A 16,576-nucleotide genomic window follows, 5' to 3' on the forward strand; every position below is an offset into this window, starting at 1 on the left:
TGAACCCCCACCCTCTGAACCCCCATCTCGCGCCGGTCGAGGTCCCCGACCCCACCGCGCTCCCGCACGTCCAGCAGCTGTGCGACCTGACCTCCCCGTACGCGTCCGGGCCCGAGGCCGACGCCCTGTTCGCCGCCGCGATGGCCGAGACCAACGCGTGGCACGCGCGGCGCTCCCCGTTCCTCCGCTCGCTGCTGGACGGCCCGGCCGAGACCCCGGCGCCCAGCGTCGGCGAGGAGGTCCGCACGCCCCTGGTGCACGCCAACTTCTTCAAGCGGCACGAGGTGCTCTCCATCCCCCGGGAGGAGGTGTTCCTCCACCTCACCTCCTCCGGCACCACCGGCCAGAAGTCGCAGATGTTCTTCGACACCTGGACGATCCGCTCCGCGCAGCGCATGGTGGCCCGCATCTTCGACCACTACGGCTGGATCACGCCCGACCAGCCCGTCAACTACCTGCTGTACAGCTACGAGCCCGCCCCGCAGCTGAAGCTCGGCACCTCGTTCACCGACAACTACCTCTGCGACTTCGCCCCGGCGAACCACACCACGCACGCGCTGCGCCACACCGGCAGCGGCCACGAGTTCGACGTCCACGGCTGCATCGCGGCGCTGCGGAGGTACGCCGAGGACGGGCTGCCGGTACGGATCCTCGGCTTCCCCGCGTTCCTGCACTTCACCCTGGAGCGGATGCGGGCCCTCGGCCTGCCGCCGCTCCAGCTGCCGGCCGGCTCCCTGGTGCTGCTCGGCGGCGGCTGGAAGGGACACACCGACCGGCAGATCGGCAAGGAGCGGTTCTACGCCGAGGTCACGGAGCTGTTGGGCGTCCCCTCGGAGCGGATCCGCGACACCTTCGGCTCGGTCGAGCACTGCGTGCCGTACATCGAGTGCGGGCACCACCGCCTGCACGTCCCGGTCTGGTCCCGGGCGGCCGTGCGCGACACCCGCACCCTTGAGCCGCTGCCGTACGGCGAACGCGGCTTCCTCCACCTGGTCTCCCCGTACATCACCTCGGTGCCGGCGCAGAGCGTCGTCATGGGCGACCTCGCCTCGCTGCACCCGGCGCAGGAGTGCCCCTGCCCGCTGCCCACGCCGTGGTTCACCGTCCACGGCCGCGCCGGGGTCAGCCGCAACCGCAACTGCGCGGCGGCCGCCGCCGAACTCCTGAAGGGACTGTCATGAAGCCTGAACCCGCGACGGCCGAACTCACCACGGCCGGACTCGCCACGGCCGAACCCGCCACGGCCGGACCGCACTTCTGGCAGGGCTCGTTCATCGACGACGAGGAGGCCGCCCGCCGGCTCGCCGAACTCCCGGAGCTCGCCGCCCGCGTCCTCGCCGAACCCCTCTCCACCGAGCTGGTGCTGGACGCCTGCCACCGCCTCGCCGACGCCCTCGGCACACCGGCCGGCCCCGTCCGCACCCGGCTGCTCGCCGTGCTGACCGACGGCGGCACCGCCCCGGCGGAGGCGTCGGCGACCCTCGCCGAGATCGCCGACGCGATCGCCCGCCCGGCCCTGGAACGCAAGCTCCGGCGCGAACTCGGCGGGCTGCGCCCCGAACGTCTCACCCGGCCCGACGCCCGCGAGACCACCTTCGAGGCCTGGGCGCCGGTCGGGCTGCTGGTCCACATCGCCCCCGGCAACGCCGCCGCCGTCGCGCCGCTGACCGTCGTCGAGGGCCTGCTCACCGGGAACCTCAACGTCCTGAAGACCAGCAGCGGCGACACCCCGCTCGCCCAGCACCTGCTCGCCGAGCTGGCCGCCGCCGACCCGACCGGTGCCCTGGCCCGCCGGATCGTCGTGCTGCGCTTCTCCTCCGCCCGCACCGAGTGGCTCCGGCTGCTGTGCGAGCCCGCCGACACGGTGGCGGTCTGGGGCGGCGAGGAGGCCGTCCGCTCGGTCGCCGGGCTGGTCCCGGCCGGCTGCCGGCTCGTCGAGTGGGGACACCGGATCTCCTTCGCGTACCTGACCCGCGACGCCTGGTCGGACGGGGCGACGCTGGACGCGCTCGCCGCCGACGTCTGCCGCTTCGAGCAGCAGGCCTGCTCCAGCCCCCAGGTGGTCTACCTGGACACCGAGGACGACGACGAGGTCTTCTCCTTCGCCGAGCGCTTCGCGGCCCACCTCGCCGACGCCTCCGCCGAGGTGCCCCGGCCCGAGCTCGAACCGGCCGAGCACGCCGAGATCACCACCACCGAGCTCATCGCCCGGCTGGAGGAACACCTCGGCCTCACCCGGGTGATCGCCGCCGAGGACGGGTCCTGGCGCGTCCTCGCCGACACCCGCCCCGCCCTGGCGGCCTCGCCGCTCAACCGCAGCGTCTGGGTCAAGCCGCTGCCCCGGGCCTCCGTCCTGGCCGTACTGCGCCCGATGCGCCGCTACCTGCAGACCGCCGCGATCGGCGGCGGCCGCGCCGACGTCGCCCGGCTGTCGCGGGCGGTCCTCGCCGCCGGCGTGCTGCGGGTCACCCCGGTCGGCGGCATGCTCGACGGCTACCACGGCGAGCCCCACGACGGCGTCTACGCGCTCCAGCGCTACAGCCGCCGGGTCAGCGTCCGGGCGGACGAGGCCTTCGCCACCACCGCCTGCCTGGACGACCTGGCGGCCCCCGCCGCCGTCCCGGCCGCGCCCGGCGGCCCGCTGCTGGACAAGGCCGGCGTGCAGGAGCGGTTGCGCACCCTCGCCCCGGACCACGCCCACCTGTACTTCCGCAGCGGCGGCTCCACCGGGGCCCCGGCCCTGTCGGTGTTCACCAACGCCGACTACGACACCCAGATGCGGGCCGCCGCCGACGGCCTGCTCGCCGCCGGCTTCGACCCGGCCCGGGACCGCGCCGCCAACCTCTTCTACTGCGGCGGCATGTACGGGAGCTTCATCAGCTTCTTCTCGATCCTGGAGCGCCTCAACGCCACCCAGCTCCCCCTCGCCGCCGGCCCCGACCACGCCGCCACCGCCGAGGCGCTGATCACGCACGGCGCGGACACCGTGTTCGGCATGCCCTCCTACCTCTGGCAGCTGTTCCACTCCGAGAGCGAGGTGCTCCGCGCGTACGGCGGGATCCGCAAGGTGTTCTACGGCGGCGAGCACTTCACGGCGGAACAACGCCGGGTGCTCACCGAGGAGTTCGGCGTCCAGCTGATCCGCTCGGCGGCGTACGGCAGCACCGACCTGGGCCCGCTCGGCTACCAGTGCACCCACACCGAGGGCTCGGTCCACCACGTCCTGACCGGCCTGCACACCCTGGAGATCCTGGACCCGGAGGCCGACCGCCCGGTCGCCGCCGGGGAGCCGGGCCGCCTGGTCTTCACCAGCCGCACCCGGGCCGGGCAGCGCCTGGAGCGCTACCAGATCGGCGACCTCGGCCGCGCGGTCGACGGCGTCTGCCCCTGCGGCAGCCACACCCCGCGGATCGAACTCCTCGGCCGGTACGGGGACGTCGTCCGGATCGGCACGTACTTCCTCAACGTCCGGCGCTTCATCGCGGTGGCGGAGGAGCGGCTCGGCTACCGCGGCGAGCTGCAGCTGGTCCTGGACAGCGGTGACGGCCGGGAGCGGATCGCCGTCCGGCTCGACGAGCGGTACGCCCCGGACCCGACGGCCGCCCACGCCGCCTTCCTGGCCGCCATCCCCGAACTGGGCTCCGCCACGGCCGAAGGGCTGCTCACCTGCACGGTCGAGACGGCCGCCACCACCGCCTTCGAACGGACACCCACCAGCGGCAAGCTGCGGACGGTCATCGACCGGCGGCGGACCACGGCGTGACACCCCCGGCGCCGGGGGCCCGGGACACCGGGCCCCCGGCCGCGGATCCCGGACCGCCCGACGGCGGGCGCCCATGGGGCCTGCCGTTCACCCCCCTCGCCGAAGGCCCGGCCCGCCGCCACGACGACGAGTACGGGAAGACCTGAGGGTTCGACGTCCGGCGCCCGTCAGCGGATGGGATTCGCCCGTTCGGCTGCGGATCGCATGGTGTTCGTCGCGGATGGACGGATCGTGGAGGGGTACCCGCCCGACCACGAGGGATGAGCACCATGAAGCTTCGCAAGGTGACCGTCGCGGCCGCCGCAGCGCTCGTGCTGTCCGTGACGGCCGCCGGCTGCGGCTCCAGCGGCGGCGGAGGCGGAGGCACGAGCGGTAGCACCAGCGGTGGCACGAGCGGCAAGAAGATCACCGTCGGTATCAAGTTCGACCAACCGGGCATCGGCCTGAAGACCCCGGACGGCACGTACACGGGCTTCGACGTCGACGTGGCCACCTATGTCGCCAAGCAGCTCGGCCACCAACCCGGCGACATCGTGTGGAAGGAGGCCAAGAGCGCCGACCGCGAGGCGCTGCTCCAGCGCGGCGACGTCGACTTCGTCGCGGCCTCGTACTCGATCACCCCGGCGCGCTCGGAGAAGGTCGACTTCGCCGGCCCTTACCTGCTGGCGCACCAGGACGTACTGATCCGGGCTGACGACGACTCCATCAAGAAGCCGGAGGATTTGAACAACAAGAAGCTCTGTTCGGTCACCGGCTCCACCTCGGCGCAGAACGTGAAGACGAGGATCGCGCCGAACGCCCAGCTGCAGGAGTACGGCGGCTACTCGGAGTGCCTGACCGGTCTGGAGAACAAGGTCATCGACGCCCTCACCACCGATGACTCGATCCTCGCCGGCTACGCCGCGCAGGCCGAGTTCAAGGGCAAGTTCAAGCTCGGCGGCTTCAAGTTGAGCAACGAGAACTACGGCATCGGCGTCATGAAGGGCAGCGATCTCAAGGCGAAGATCAACACCGCCCTGGAGAAGATGGTCCAGGACGGCTCCTGGGACGCGTTCGTCAAGAAGAACTTCGGTCCGGCCGGCTACCACAACGAGCCCGCGCCGAAGATCGGCGTGATCGTCAGCTGAAGCCGGTACCCACGGCGCGCCGCGCCCTTCCCGCATCCAGAAGGCCGGGAGTCACAGAACGTGTTCGACTTTCTCAACCGTTACGACCTGCTGGGGGCCTTCTGGGTGACGGTGCAGCTCACCTTCTACTCCGCCGTCGGGGCCCTGGTCTGGGGCACCGTGCTCGCGGCCATGCGGGTGAGCCCGGTGCCGCTGATGCGTGGCTTCGGCACCGCCTACGTCAACACGATCCGGAACATCCCCCTCACCGTGATCATCGTCTTCACCTCGCTCGGCCTGTTCCAGACGCTCGGCGTCACGCTCGGCGCCGGGAGCTTCAAGACGATCGACTTCCGGCTCGCCGTGCTCGGTCTGATCACCTACACCTCGGCGTTCGTCTGCGAGGCCCTGCGCTCGGGCATCAACACGGTGCCGATCGGTCAGACCGAGGCGGCGCGCGCCCTCGGCCTGACCTTTCCCCAGACGCTGAGGCTCATCGTCCTTCCGCAGGCCTTCCGTTCCGTGGTGGGCCCACTGGCGAACGTCCTGATCGCCCTGACCAAGAACACCACGGTGGCCGCCGCCATCGGCGTCGCCGAGGCCGCGGCGCTGATGCGGGAGATGATCGAGAACGAAGCCCAACTCCTTCTCATCTCCGCCGTCTTCGCGTTCGGGTTCAGCTGCCTCACCCTCCCGACCGGACTGGTCCTCGGCTGGTTGAGCAAGAAGGTGTCGGTCCGGCGATGAGTCCACCGACCGTCCTGTACGACGCGCCGGGGCCGCGGGCCAGACGGCGCAACGCGGTGTCGACGGTGCTGTTCCTGGTCGCCCTGGCCGCTCCGGCCTGGTGGGTGGTCCAGAGCCTCGCCGACAAGAACCAGCTCGAATGGGCCAAGTGGAGGCCCTTCTTCACGGACTCCCGCGCCTGGGAGACCTACCTTCTGCCGGGGCTCGAGAACACCCTCATCGCCGCCTCGCTCGCCATGGTCCTCGCCCTGCCGCTCGGAGCGCTGTTCGGCATCGCCCGGCTCTCCGCCCACCGGTGGGTACGGGGTACGGCCGGCACCGTCGTCGAGTTCTTCCGCGCCATCCCGGTGCTGATCCTGATGCTCTTCGCGAACGCGGCGTACGCCCAGTACACCGACGTCAGCTCGGACAGCCGACCGCTGTACGCCGTGGTCACCGGTCTCGTCCTCTACAACGCCTCGGTGCTCGCGGAGATCGTCCGGGCCGGAATCCTGGCCCTCCCCCAGGGCCAGGGCGACGCGGCCATGGCGCTCGGCATGCGCAGGAACCAGGTCATGCGCTACGTGCTGCTGCCGCAGGCGGTCACGGCGATGCTGCCGGCGATCGTCAGTCAGCTGGTCGTCATCGTCAAGGACACCGCGCTGGGCGGCGCACTGCTCGGCTTCTCCGAACTACTGGCGTCGGTCCGCCCGCTGAGCGCGAACTACGGCGCGAACACCATCGCCAGCTTCACCGTCGTCGCGGTGGTCTTCGTCGTCCTGAACCTCACGCTCACCACCTTCGCCGGCTGGCTGGAAGGCCGGCTCCGACGCGGAAAGAGGTCCACCGGCGCGGTGGTCGGTGCGCACGCTGTCGAGGAACTGGGGACACCGGGCGAGCACCTGGGCCCCGACGAACTCGGCGGAGCGGGCGGCTCCTCCGGCAGATGAGGACCGAACCTGACACGGACCGGCTCCGACGCGGATGACCGACTACCCCTCGTGCCGCGCCCGGTGGGCGGCGATCAGGTCGCGGTACCAGGCGTAGGAGGCCCTCGGGGTGCGCTGCTGGGTCTTGAAGTCGACGTGGACGAGGCCGAAGCGCTGGGTGAAGAGCCCCTCGGCCCATTCGAAGTTGTCGAGCAGGGACCAGGTGTAGTAGCCGCGGACGTCGACGCCTGCGGCGACGGCCTGGGCGAGGGCGTCGAGGTGGGTGGCGAGGTAGTCGATGCGGGGCTGGTCGGGGGTGGTGGACTCGGTGACGGAGCAGCCGTTCTCGGTGATGGTGACGGGTGGGAGGGCGGTGCCGTAGGTGTCCCGCAGGCCGAGGAGGAGTCGGCGGAGGGCATCCGGGACGACGGGCCAGCCGAAGGCGGTGTGGGGGACGTCGGGGATGTCGACGAGGTCGAAGGGGAGGGCGGGGTCGGTGGGGGCGGCGACGCGGGTGGGGTTGTAGTAGTTGACGCCGAGGCCGTCGAGGCCGGGGGTGTGGATGAGGGCGGGGTCGCCGGGGCGGACGGCGCCGTAGATGTCGTCGGGGACGCCGAGGGCGGACAGGTCGGGGTAGCGGCCGAGCAGGACGGGGTCGGTGAACAGCCGGTTGTGGAGGGTGTCGTAGGCCGCGGCGGCGGCCAGGTCGGCGGGGTCGGAGGAGGCCGGCTCGACGGGGGTGAGGTTGTTGGAGAGCATCACCTCCAGGCCGCGGTCGTGGAGGACCGACGCGGCCAGGCCGTGGGCGAGGAGCTGGTGGTGGGCGGCCGGGAGCGCCTCGAACATCAGGGTGCGGCCGGGGGCGTGGACGCCCATCGCGTAGCCGAACACGGTATGGACGAAGGGCTCGTTGAGGGTGATCCAGGTGGGGATGCGGTCGCCCAGGCGGTCGGCGACGATCGCGGCGTACTCGGCGAAGCGGTAGGCGGTGTCGCGGTTGAGCCAGCCGCCGTCGTCCTCCAGGGCCTGCGGGAGGTCCCAGTGGAAGAGGGTGGGGAGCGGGGTGATGCCCGCCTCCGACAACGCGTCGACCAGTCGGTCGTAGAAGGCGAGTCCGGCGGGGTTCACGGGTCCGCTGCCCGCGGGCTGGATCCGGGACCAGGCGATGGAGAAGCGGTAGCCGTCCAGTCCGAGGCCCTTCATCAGGGCGATGTCCTCGGGGTACCGGTGGTAGTGGTCGCAGGCGACCTCCCCGGTGTGGCCGTCGCGGATGACCCCGGGGCGCGCGGTGAAGGTGTCCCAGACGGACGGGCCGCGCCCGTCCTCGGCCACCGCCCCCTCGATCTGGTAGGCGGCGGTGGCGGCACCCCAGCGGAATCCCGCCGGCAGGTCGTAGCGGTCCGGCATGGCAGCAGCCTCCCGACAGGAACATGAGGAAGACTCATGTTACTGCCGCCGGGCCGGAACGCCAGAGGACGCCGCCGTGTGACGCGCCAGGGGGCCATGCACGGGCCCGGGTCAGGCTCGACGCAGGTCCAGCATGGCGAACACCTTGTCGTAGCGGCGCTCCCCGACGGCGACGTAGTCCGGCAGCCGCCCGTACTCGGTGAAGCCGAGGGAGAAGTAGAGGTGCAGCGCGTCGGCGTTGTCGCCGCGGGCGTCCAGGGTGAGCACCTCGATGCCCGCGGCCCTCGCGTCCGCGATCAGCGCCGCGGTGAGCCTCCGTCCGATGCCGCGGCCCTGGGCGGCGGCGGAGACCGCGAGCTTCTCCAGGTCCGCGTGCGGGCGGTGGGTCGGGCGCCGGTGGCGCAGCCAGTAGCCGAACCCGGCCGGCCGCCCGTCCAGGTACGCCACCCGCAGAGCGCCGTCCCCGGCCCGCGACCGCGCCAGCACCTGCTCGACCAGCGCCGCGACCTCCTCCGCCGACGGCGGCTCCAGCCACCCCAGCGCGGCGCCCGCCGACACCAGCTCCGCCAGGATCCGGTGCGCCGCGGCCGCGAACTCCCCGACCGCTCCGGCCCGCTCGGCCAGCGCCGCGGCATCGAGGATGACGAGGTCTCCGGAGGTCGCGGCAGCGGTCACGTTCTGGCTCATACCGGGCAGGCTATCCTCCGGGCGCCATCAGCGGTGTGGCGACCTGGGGGTCGAGAAGGCAAGTCCCGCGGTGTTGCGGCTGACTGACGGATCATCAACATCTTTGCATCCGGGGAATTTCAGCGGAGTTCGGCGTGGTGCGGGCCGGGGGTCAGCAGGCGGGTCAGCCGGTCGGCGGAGCCGTCCCAGGTCCACTCGGCGGCGGCCCAGCGGCGGCCCTCGCGGCCCATCGCGGCGCCCTCCGGGGTGGTCAGCATCCGGATGACGGCCCCGGCGACGGCGCGAACGTCCCGGCCGTCCACGACGGTGCCGGTGCGGCCGTCCAGCACCGCGTCAGGGGCGCCGCCGGAGCTCCCCGCCACGACCGGCAGGCCGCTGGCCGCGGCCTCCAGGTAGACGATGCCCAGCCCCTCCGCCTCCAGCCCGGCCCGGCGGGTGCGGCAGGGCATCGCGAAGACGTCGGCCGCCGCGTAGTAGGCGGGCGTCTCCTCGTGGCCGCGGCCGCCGGCGAAGACCACCGAGTCCTGCGGCAGCCGGGCGGCGAGCCTGCGCAGCCGCCGCTCGTCCGGGCCCTGGCCGACGATCAGCAGGGCGGCCTCGGGCACGGCGCCGAGGATCAGCGGCAGGGCCCGGATCAGCGTGTCCTGGCCCTTGCGGGGCACCAGCCGGGCCACGGTCAGCACCACCTTGCGGCCGTGCAGCCGGTACCGGTCGCGGACGGCCCGGCCGCCGTCCGCGGCCGCTCCGGGCCGGAAGGCCGCCGGGTCGACGCCGGGCACCAGCCGGCTGAGCCGGGCGTGCGGGCCCAGCGCCGGGGCGATCCTGGCCCGGGTGTACTCGCCGAGGTAGGTGACCACGTCGACGCCGTCGCCGACCCGCCGCAGCAGCCGGCGCGCGCCGGGCACCCGGGCCCACCAGATCTCGTGGCCGTGGGTGGTGGCGACGATGCGTTCGGCGCCGGCCCGGCGCAGCGCGGGCGCCATCACGGCGAGCGGGGCCGCCGCGCCGAACCAGACGCGGTCGCACCCGTGTTCGCGGACCAGCCGCGCGGCCCGCTCGGTGACCCGGCGGCTCGGCAGCAGGGTGCGGGCGGGGTCGCGGACCACCCGGAACGGCAGCCGGGCGTCGAAGGCGGTGTCGCCGGGCTCGGAGGAGGTGTAGACGACCACGTCGTCGCCGGGCACCCGGGTGGCCATCGCGTGCACGAAGGTCTCTATGCCGCCCTGCCGGGGCGGGAAGTCGTTGGTGACGATGAGTGTGGTGCTCAAGGCGGCTGCCTTTCTCGGGCTCCCGGCGGGTGCCGGGGCGTCGTGCGGTGAACAGGTGGTTGCGGGTGTCCGGGTCGATCCCGGCGCGCGCCCTCCTGAGGCCGTAGCGGTGGCGGTGGCGGTGGCGGTGGCGGTCCACACAACTCCGGTCGATGTCAGGCGGGTTGTCGTCATCGGTGCTCCAGCCGACGCGGTGCCCGGGCGCAGCGGCAGCGCGTCCGCCGCGACGCCGGTTCGCGGCCGGCTCCTCCCCCGCCTACTCGCGCGCGGTGATCGCCGAGATCTCGCCCCGGCGCAGCAGCCTGCCGGTGGCCGCGAGCGCCACCGCGCCGCCCACCGCGAGGCAGGCCAGGACGAGCGCGGCCAGGGTGAACCACGGCACGTCGACGGTGACTTCGTGGTACTCGGCGGACAGCGCCGCCCGGTAGGCGCCGAGGCCCAGGGCGACCAGGACGGCGGCGACGCCCGCGGCGAGCCCGGTGGTGATCGCCGTCTCCCACAGCGCGGTGCGGCGCACCTGGCGGGCGGCCACGCCGATCAGCCGCATCCCGGCGATCTCGCGGCCGCGCCGGCTGTAGGACATCACCAGGGTGCTCGCCACCGAGATCAGGGCGTAGCCGGAGGCGGGGCCGGCCAGCACCAGCAGGACCAGGTCGTTGAGGCGGCCCTGCTCGTCGTCGGTCGCGTCGTACCAGTGGGCGGTGGTGCTGACGCTCGCCCGGTCGGTGCCCAGCCGGTGGGCCAGGTCCTGTGCTACCAGTCGGGCCGCGTCGCCGGCCACGTCGCCGGCCGCGTCGTCGGCGAGGAGCACGGTGGCCCGTTCGGGGCCGGGCAGGCCGGGGGTGCCGCTCGGCAGCAGCACCTGGGCGAGGGTGGAGCCGCCGTCGACGACGGCGACGACGGTGCCGGTGGCCGGCTTCCGCCCGTACAGGCCGTAGGTGAGCTCGGTGCCGACGTGGTAGCCGTACCAGCCGGCGTACTCGCGGGAGACGGCCAGCTCGCCGGGGGCGAGGTCGCGTACGGTGCCCTCGGCCACGTCCAGGCGGTGGGTGCGGGCGAGCGCGGGCAGGTCGACGGCGGCGCCCCGGTCCTGGCGCACCGAGGTGCGGTCGGCGACCGCGATGTCCGTCTCGGCGGGCGCGGAGACGGCGGCGACCCGCGGGTCGCGGCGCAGGCTCTCCAGGACTGCGGGGTCGAGCGCGCCGCCGCCGGGCGCCTCGACGATCAGCTCGCCGACCGTACGGCTGCGGTCGTCGGCCTTGACGGTGGCGCCGGTGGTGCCGAGCACGGAGGTGAACACGCCGACCACGGCGACGACGGCGAGCACCGGGCCGACCAGGGAGGCGGTGCGCAGCCGGGCGGTGGCGAGCGAGGCGACGGCCAGCCGCGCGGGCACCGAGCCGGAGCGGCGCAGCGGCACGCCGAGCAGCCGGACCAGCGGCCCCAGGTAGAGCGGGCCCAGCAGGGCGGCGGCGCAGGTGAGGAAGAGCGTGCCGAACAGGGCCAGCGGGGTGGCGCCCTCCACGTTCGCGCCGCGGGCGAACCAGACCATCAGGCCGCCGACCGCGAGCAGCGGCAGGCCCGCCGTCCAGCGGCCGCCGGTCATGGCGCGGGAGTCGAGTTCGGCCTCCCGCAGCGCCTCGGTGGCGTGCACCCGGGCGGCCCGCCGGGAGGCCGCGGACGCGCCGAGGACGGCCATCAGCAGGCCGGCCGGGACGGCGATCAGCAGCGGGACGGCGAGCGGGGCGTCCTTCAGGTCGACCGGGGACAGGCCGGTGCGGTTGAGGGCGGCCAGGGCGAGCGGGGTGCCGGGGACGGCGAGCAGGGAGCCGACGGCGGCGGCGGGCACGGCGACCGCGAGGCACTCGCCGGTCACCGTCCGGCGCACCTGGCGGGAGCCGGCCCCGACCAGCCGGAGCAGGCCGAGTTCGCGGCGGCGCAGCGCGGTGCTGAGGGCGCAGGTGCCGGAGATCACGAAGACGGTGACGAAGAGGCAGATCACCCCGGTCATCACCAGCACGCTCTGGACGCCGCCGAGGTCGATCGCCCCGCCGGTGACGGTGTGGCTGGTGCCCTGGCCGTCCGGCAGGGTCACCGAGGGTCGGTCCCCGGTGGGCTGGGCCACCCGGAAGGTGGCCCCGAGGGCGGCCGAGGAGATCGCGATCAGCGCGACGCCGAGGACCAGCGAGACGAAGGTGCCCAGGAACAGCGGGGCATGGTGGCGGACCGAGCGTACGGAGAGCTGCCACATCGGCGCTCAGTCCTCCCAGCGGTTGAGCCAGGCGGTGATCCGCTCGACCGTGGGGTGGCGCAGCGCGTCCACGATCCGCCCGTCGACCAGGTAGTACGCCTGGTCGGCGGCCGCCGCGGCGACCGGGTCGTGGGTGACCATGACGACCGCGCCGCCGTCCCGGTCGACCAGGTCGCGCAGCAGGGCGACGACCTGACGGCCGCTCTTGCGGTCGAGCGCGCCGGTGGGTTCGTCGGCGAAGACCAGCTCCGGGCGGGTCGCCATGGTCCGGGCGATGGCGACCCGCTGCTGCTGGCCGCCGGAGAGCTGGGCGGGCCGGCGGTCGGCGAGGTCCCGCAGGCCGACCCGGGCGAGGGCGCCGAGCACGGTCTCGCGGTCGGGGCGCCGGCCGGCCAGGCGCAGCGGCAGGGCGACGTTCTCGTGGGCGGTGAGCATCGGCAGCAGGTTGAACTGCTGGAAGACGAAGCCGACCCGGTCGCGGCGCAGGTCGGTCAGCGCCTGCTGGTCGCAGTCGGCCAGGTCGGTGTCGCCGATCAGCACCCGCCCGGAGCTGGGCCGGTCGAGGCCCGCGGCACAGTGCAGCAGCGTCGTCTTGCCGGAGCCGGAGGGCCCCATGACCGCGGTCATGCTGCCGGCCGGGAACTCCACGGACACGTCGTGCAGCACCGGGCCCGGCGAGCCGGGGTACGTCTTGGAGACGGAGAGCAGCCGCGCGGTCGGCACCGCCGTGCCGGTGAGAAGTGACATGACGCCAGTGCACCAGCCGGGGTGCGGGGGGCGCAGTGGACCTGGGCGGAGAGTGCGGGGGTGGGTTTTCCCTACCGACGGCGGTCGGTCTTCCGGGCTAGGGTTCTTGATGATCATCGGACGGAAAGGCAGGAGATGTCCCTCACGGATGGGGCCGACCCGACGGACGGGCTGGCGGCCGAGCCGGACGGGGCCGACGGGACCGACGGCGTGGCGGTGCCGGACATCGCCGTACGGCGGGCGCTCGGCCGGCGGCCGGCGGACTTCCTGTTCTCGGCCTGGCCGCTGCGCTGCTGGCTGAACCTGCTGGGCGGCGCGCTGTTCGGCCTGGGGCTGCTGCTGGCCCTGGTCGTGCTGGTCTCGGTCGGGATCCTGCTGTCGGGGGTGGGGGTGGGGCTGCTGGTGCTGGCCTGCCTCCCGCTGCTGGGCATCCCGGTGGCCCGGGTGGAGCGGCGCCGGCTGCGGCTGGTGCAGCCGCTGCGCCCCGCCGACCCGCACACCCCGGCGCCCGAGGAGGGGCTGCGGCGCCGGCTGCGGCACCGGTTCACCGAGCGGGCCACCTGGCGGGAGCTGGGGTACGCGGCGCTGCTGGCGGTGGTCTTCACCGGGGCCGGGCTGGGCGTGGTCGCGCTGCTGGCGTTCTCCTGCGTCCTGGCGGCGACCCCGGTGGTGGTGTGGGCGCTGGCCCCGGAGACCGTGATGATCGTCCCGGGGCAGGCCGTCCCCGATCCGCTGAGCGCGGTGCCGTTCAGCCTGGCCGGTCTGGCCGGGGTGGCGCTCTCGGCGTACGCGGCGGCCTGGCTGACGGTCGGCCAGGTGTGGACGGCCTGGATCCTGCTGGCCCCGCGCAAGGACCCGGAGAACCGCCGGGTGATCGAGCTGACCCGCTCCCGGGCCCGGCTCGCCGACGCCTTCGAGGCCGAGCGGCGCCGGATCGAACGGGACCTGCACGACGGCGCCCAGCAGCAACTGGTGGCGCTCACCATGACCCTGGGGCTCGCAGAGCTGGAGATGAGGGAGGCCACCCCGGAGGCCGCCGCACTGGTCGCCCGTGGCCGCGGCGAGGCCCGCCGGGCCCTGGACCAGCTGCGCGACCTGGTGCGCGGCATCCACCCCCAGGTGCTGACCGACCACGGGCTGGCCGCCGCGGTGGCGGAGGTGGCGCAGCGCTCGCCGATCCCGGTGGAGGCCGCGATCGACCTGCCGCGCCGGCTGCCGCCGCTGGTGGAGGCGACGGCGTACTTCACGGTGACGGAGGCGCTGGCCAACGCGGCCAAGCACAGCGGTGCGTCCCGGATCGGGATCACCGGTACGTTGGTGGACGATCGGCTCACCCTGCTGATCACCGACGACGGTCGGGGCGGGGCCGATCCCGCCGCCGGCACCGGACTGTCCGGTCTCGCGGACCGCCTGGCGATCCTGCGGGGGCGGCTGCTGGTGTCCAGCCCCGTCGGCGGTCCGACGCAGCTCCGGGTGGAGGTCCCGTGCTCCGCGTAGTCCTGGCCGAGGACGCCGTCCTGCTCAGGGCGGGTCTGACCGAGATCCTCGACCGCAGCGGCCACCGGGTGGTCGCCGCGGTCGGGGACGCGCGGGCCCTGTCCGAAGCCGTCGACGAGCACCGGCCCGACATCGTCGTCACCGACGTCCGGATGCCGCCCGGCTTCCGCGACGAGGGGCTCAGGGCGGCGCTCGAACTGCGGGCCCGGCACGAGCGCCTGCCCGTCCTGGTGCTCTCCCAGTACGTGGCCACGGCGTACGCGACCCAGCTGCTCGGCGGCGACGGGCGGGACGAGGGCGGCCTCGGCTATGTACTGAAGGACCGGGTCGGCGAGGTCTCCGAGTTCCTGGACACACTGCGCCGGGTCGCCGACGGGCAGACCGTCATCGACCCCGAGGTGGTGCGGGTGCTGCTGGCCCAGCAGACGGCGGCGCGCCCGCTGAACCGGCTCACCCCGCGCGAGCGCGAGGTGCTCGGGCTGATGGCCGAGGGCTACAACAACCAGTCGATCGCGGCCCGGTTGAGCGTCACCGAGGCGTCGGTGGTCAAGCACTCCAGCAACATCTTCATGAAGCTGGACCTCGACCCGGCGGAGGGCAACCGCCGGGTCCTCGCCGTGCTGGCGCACCTGCGCGGCGGCGCGGGCTGACGCACCGCCCCCACCCACACAGCGGATGGGACCGTTCAGGACGCCAGCAGGTCGTCCAGGCCGCCGCCCCAGTCGATCCGGGTGTGCTCCGACCCCGCCGGAACGAGTTCCGCCGTGGCCGCGACGAACCGGTCCACCTCCGCCGCGGAGGTCGCCAGCAGCGCGACGCCCTCGCCACCGGCGAGCGCGATCAGCAGCCGGGAGTCGTCGAACGGCGCGACGTGCACGTCACCGTCGCCGACCGGCGTGTGGATGCCGGTCGTCAGCAGGTCGCGCGAGATCGTCCACACCGTGTCCGCCTGGAAGGCGCTGAAGTCCAGGTCTATCGCGTAGGGGTCGTCGGGCCGGTACGACCAGTCGACGTCCAGGTCCCGGCTGTGCTCGTCGCCGGTCATCAGCCGCATGCCGATCCGGGCGGTCAGGCGTTCCATCGAGCGGGTCCCCTTTCTCGGGAGTGCGTCGTGCGCGTCTTTCGCTTCCGGCGGTACGGCCGTGCGCCGCGATTCTGTCGTCTCGGGGGGAGGGCGGGCGACCCCGTCCACATGTCGGTTGCGTCACCGTCGATCTGACGATGCGTCATGCACCGGCTCGGACCCGCGTCCCTCCTCTCCTCCCGGGGCCCGCCGCACCCGGCACCGGCCACGCTGTCCGCGTGCCCCGATCCCCGCCGGGCATGCGCCCGACTTCACGACCCCCGCCCGCCGCCCGCACCCGAGGCCGGCCCGCCCACACCCCCGCCCCCACCCGGGCCCGGAGGTGTGAGAGAGTCGGCCGCCCTGACAGGAGGAGGAGCCGATGCACGGGAACGGGCCCGGGGTCGCGGACGGCCCCGGCGGCGGCCGGGTCCTGGTGGTGGACGACGACGCGGCGATCCGGCGCACCCTGGAACGCGGCCTGCGGCTCAGCGGCTTCACCGTCGCCCTGGCCGAGGACGGCGAGGCCGCGCTGGAGCGGCTGGTGCCGGCCGCCCCGGACGTCCTGGTGCTCGACGTCTCGATGCCCGGCCTCAGCGGCGCCGAGGTGTGCCGGACCCTGCGCGCCCGGGGCGACGACATCCCGGTGCTGATGCTCTCCGCGCTGGACGAGCCCGCCGACCGGGTGGCGGGCCTGCAGGCCGGGGCGGACGACTACCTGGTGAAGCCGTTCGCCCTGGAGGAGCTGGTGCTGCGGCTGCGCGCCCTGCTGCGCCGCCGCCCGCCGCAGCCCGCCGACCGGGTGCAGGCCGGGCCGCTGACGATCGACCCCGCCACCCGGCGGGCCCACCTGGACGGCCACGAACTGCACCTCACCCGGCGGGAGTTCGAGCTGCTCACGCACCTCGCCAGGAACGCCGGCCTCGTACTCTCCCGCGAACTGCTGCTGGAGCGGGTCTGGGGCTACGACTTCGAGGTGCGCAGCGACGCCGTGGACACCTTCGTCAGCTACCTGCGCCGCAAGCTGGAGGCCGACGGCCGGCCCCGGCTGATCCACACCGTCCGGGGCGTCGGCTTCGTCCTGCGGCTGCCCGACGGCAGCGGGCACGGCAGCCGGCACGGGAACGGGTAG

General features: G+C 73.9%; 14 protein-coding genes and 1 pseudogene. 9 read left to right on the forward strand and 6 right to left on the reverse strand.

What is annotated here, in order from left to right:
* Positions 1 to 14 precede the first annotated feature (14 nt).
* The 6 genes and pseudogenes from ACYP53_RS34380 (at position 15) to ACYP53_RS34405 (ending at position 6,545) form a co-directional block, all read left to right on the forward strand.
* Entirely contained in the window at positions 15 to 1,181 is a 1,167-nt protein-coding gene (locus ACYP53_RS34380; RefSeq protein ID WP_189917943.1) for a LuxE/PaaK family acyltransferase, read from the forward strand.
* The gene (locus tag ACYP53_RS34385) at positions 1,178 to 3,763 is read left to right on the forward strand and encodes an acyl-CoA reductase (protein ID WP_459650357.1); all 2,586 of its coding nucleotides are present in this window, start codon (positions 1,178 to 1,180) and stop codon (positions 3,761 to 3,763) included. The genes ACYP53_RS34380 and ACYP53_RS34385 overlap by 4 nt, the downstream gene beginning before the upstream one ends.
* Positions 3,764 to 3,937: 174 nt before the next feature.
* Positions 3,938 to 4,015 (forward strand): annotated as a pseudogene (locus ACYP53_RS34390) (amino acid ABC transporter ATP-binding protein); the annotation flags it as partial.
* Between the two features lie 17 nt (positions 4,016 to 4,032).
* Positions 4,033 to 4,890 (forward strand): glutamate ABC transporter substrate-binding protein, encoded by an 858-nt coding sequence (locus ACYP53_RS34395; RefSeq protein ID WP_459650358.1) that lies wholly within the window; start codon positions 4,033 to 4,035, stop codon positions 4,888 to 4,890.
* A 60-nt stretch (positions 4,891 to 4,950) separates the two neighbouring features.
* Positions 4,951 to 5,616: an amino acid ABC transporter permease gene (locus ACYP53_RS34400; protein WP_189917811.1), complete on the forward strand. Its 666-nt coding sequence runs from the start codon at positions 4,951 to 4,953 to the stop codon at positions 5,614 to 5,616.
* Entirely contained in the window at positions 5,613 to 6,545 is a 933-nt protein-coding gene (locus ACYP53_RS34405) for an amino acid ABC transporter permease (protein WP_459650359.1), read from the forward strand. The genes ACYP53_RS34400 and ACYP53_RS34405 overlap by 4 nt, the downstream gene beginning before the upstream one ends.
* 42 nt (positions 6,546 to 6,587) lie before the next feature.
* Here ACYP53_RS34405 and ACYP53_RS34410 read toward each other — a convergent pair whose 3' ends face one another.
* The 5 genes from ACYP53_RS34410 to ACYP53_RS34430 form a co-directional block, all read right to left on the reverse strand.
* Positions 6,588 to 7,931, reverse strand: a complete 1,344-nt coding sequence (locus ACYP53_RS34410) for a GH1 family beta-glucosidase (RefSeq protein ID WP_459650360.1) — start codon at positions 7,929 to 7,931, stop codon at positions 6,588 to 6,590.
* 111 nt (positions 7,932 to 8,042) lie between these two features.
* On the reverse strand, positions 8,043 to 8,618 hold the full coding sequence (locus ACYP53_RS34415) for an N-acetyltransferase family protein (protein WP_459650361.1): 576 nt from the start codon (positions 8,616 to 8,618) through the stop codon (positions 8,043 to 8,045).
* 119 nt (positions 8,619 to 8,737) lie between these two features.
* Positions 8,738 to 9,886, reverse strand: coding sequence for a glycosyltransferase family 4 protein (locus ACYP53_RS34420; protein ID WP_459650362.1), 1,149 nt, complete (start codon positions 9,884 to 9,886; stop codon positions 8,738 to 8,740).
* 256 nt (positions 9,887 to 10,142) lie between these two features.
* Positions 10,143 to 12,137, reverse strand: coding sequence for an FtsX-like permease family protein (locus ACYP53_RS34425; protein ID WP_459650363.1), 1,995 nt, complete (start codon positions 12,135 to 12,137; stop codon positions 10,143 to 10,145).
* A 6-nt stretch (positions 12,138 to 12,143) separates the two neighbouring features.
* On the reverse strand, positions 12,144 to 12,884 hold the full coding sequence (locus ACYP53_RS34430) for an ABC transporter ATP-binding protein (RefSeq protein ID WP_459650364.1): 741 nt from the start codon (positions 12,882 to 12,884) through the stop codon (positions 12,144 to 12,146).
* A gap of 135 nt (positions 12,885 to 13,019) precedes the next feature.
* On the opposite strand from ACYP53_RS34430, the gene ACYP53_RS34435 reads away from it, so the two are divergent.
* Both ACYP53_RS34435 and ACYP53_RS34440 read left to right on the forward strand, forming a co-directional pair.
* The gene (locus tag ACYP53_RS34435) at positions 13,020 to 14,381 is read left to right on the forward strand and encodes a sensor histidine kinase (RefSeq protein ID WP_459650365.1); all 1,362 of its coding nucleotides are present in this window, start codon (positions 13,020 to 13,022) and stop codon (positions 14,379 to 14,381) included.
* Complete coding sequence (locus tag ACYP53_RS34440; RefSeq protein WP_189917794.1) at positions 14,369 to 15,031, forward strand: response regulator; 663 nt, start codon at positions 14,369 to 14,371, stop codon at positions 15,029 to 15,031. The genes ACYP53_RS34435 and ACYP53_RS34440 overlap by 13 nt, the downstream gene beginning before the upstream one ends.
* A gap of 35 nt (positions 15,032 to 15,066) precedes the next feature.
* Here ACYP53_RS34440 and ACYP53_RS34445 read toward each other — a convergent pair whose 3' ends face one another.
* A complete protein-coding gene (locus ACYP53_RS34445) occupies positions 15,067 to 15,462 on the reverse strand; it encodes an SsgA family sporulation/cell division regulator (protein WP_189917792.1) in 396 nt (131 codons plus the stop codon).
* Positions 15,463 to 15,826: 364 nt separating this feature from the next.
* Here ACYP53_RS34445 and ACYP53_RS34450 point away from each other — a divergent pair, with 364 nt between their 5' ends.
* Complete coding sequence (locus ACYP53_RS34450) at positions 15,827 to 16,576, forward strand: response regulator transcription factor (protein ID WP_459650366.1); 750 nt, start codon at positions 15,827 to 15,829, stop codon at positions 16,574 to 16,576.

This window comes from Kitasatospora sp. Ki12 (assembly GCF_054601375.1).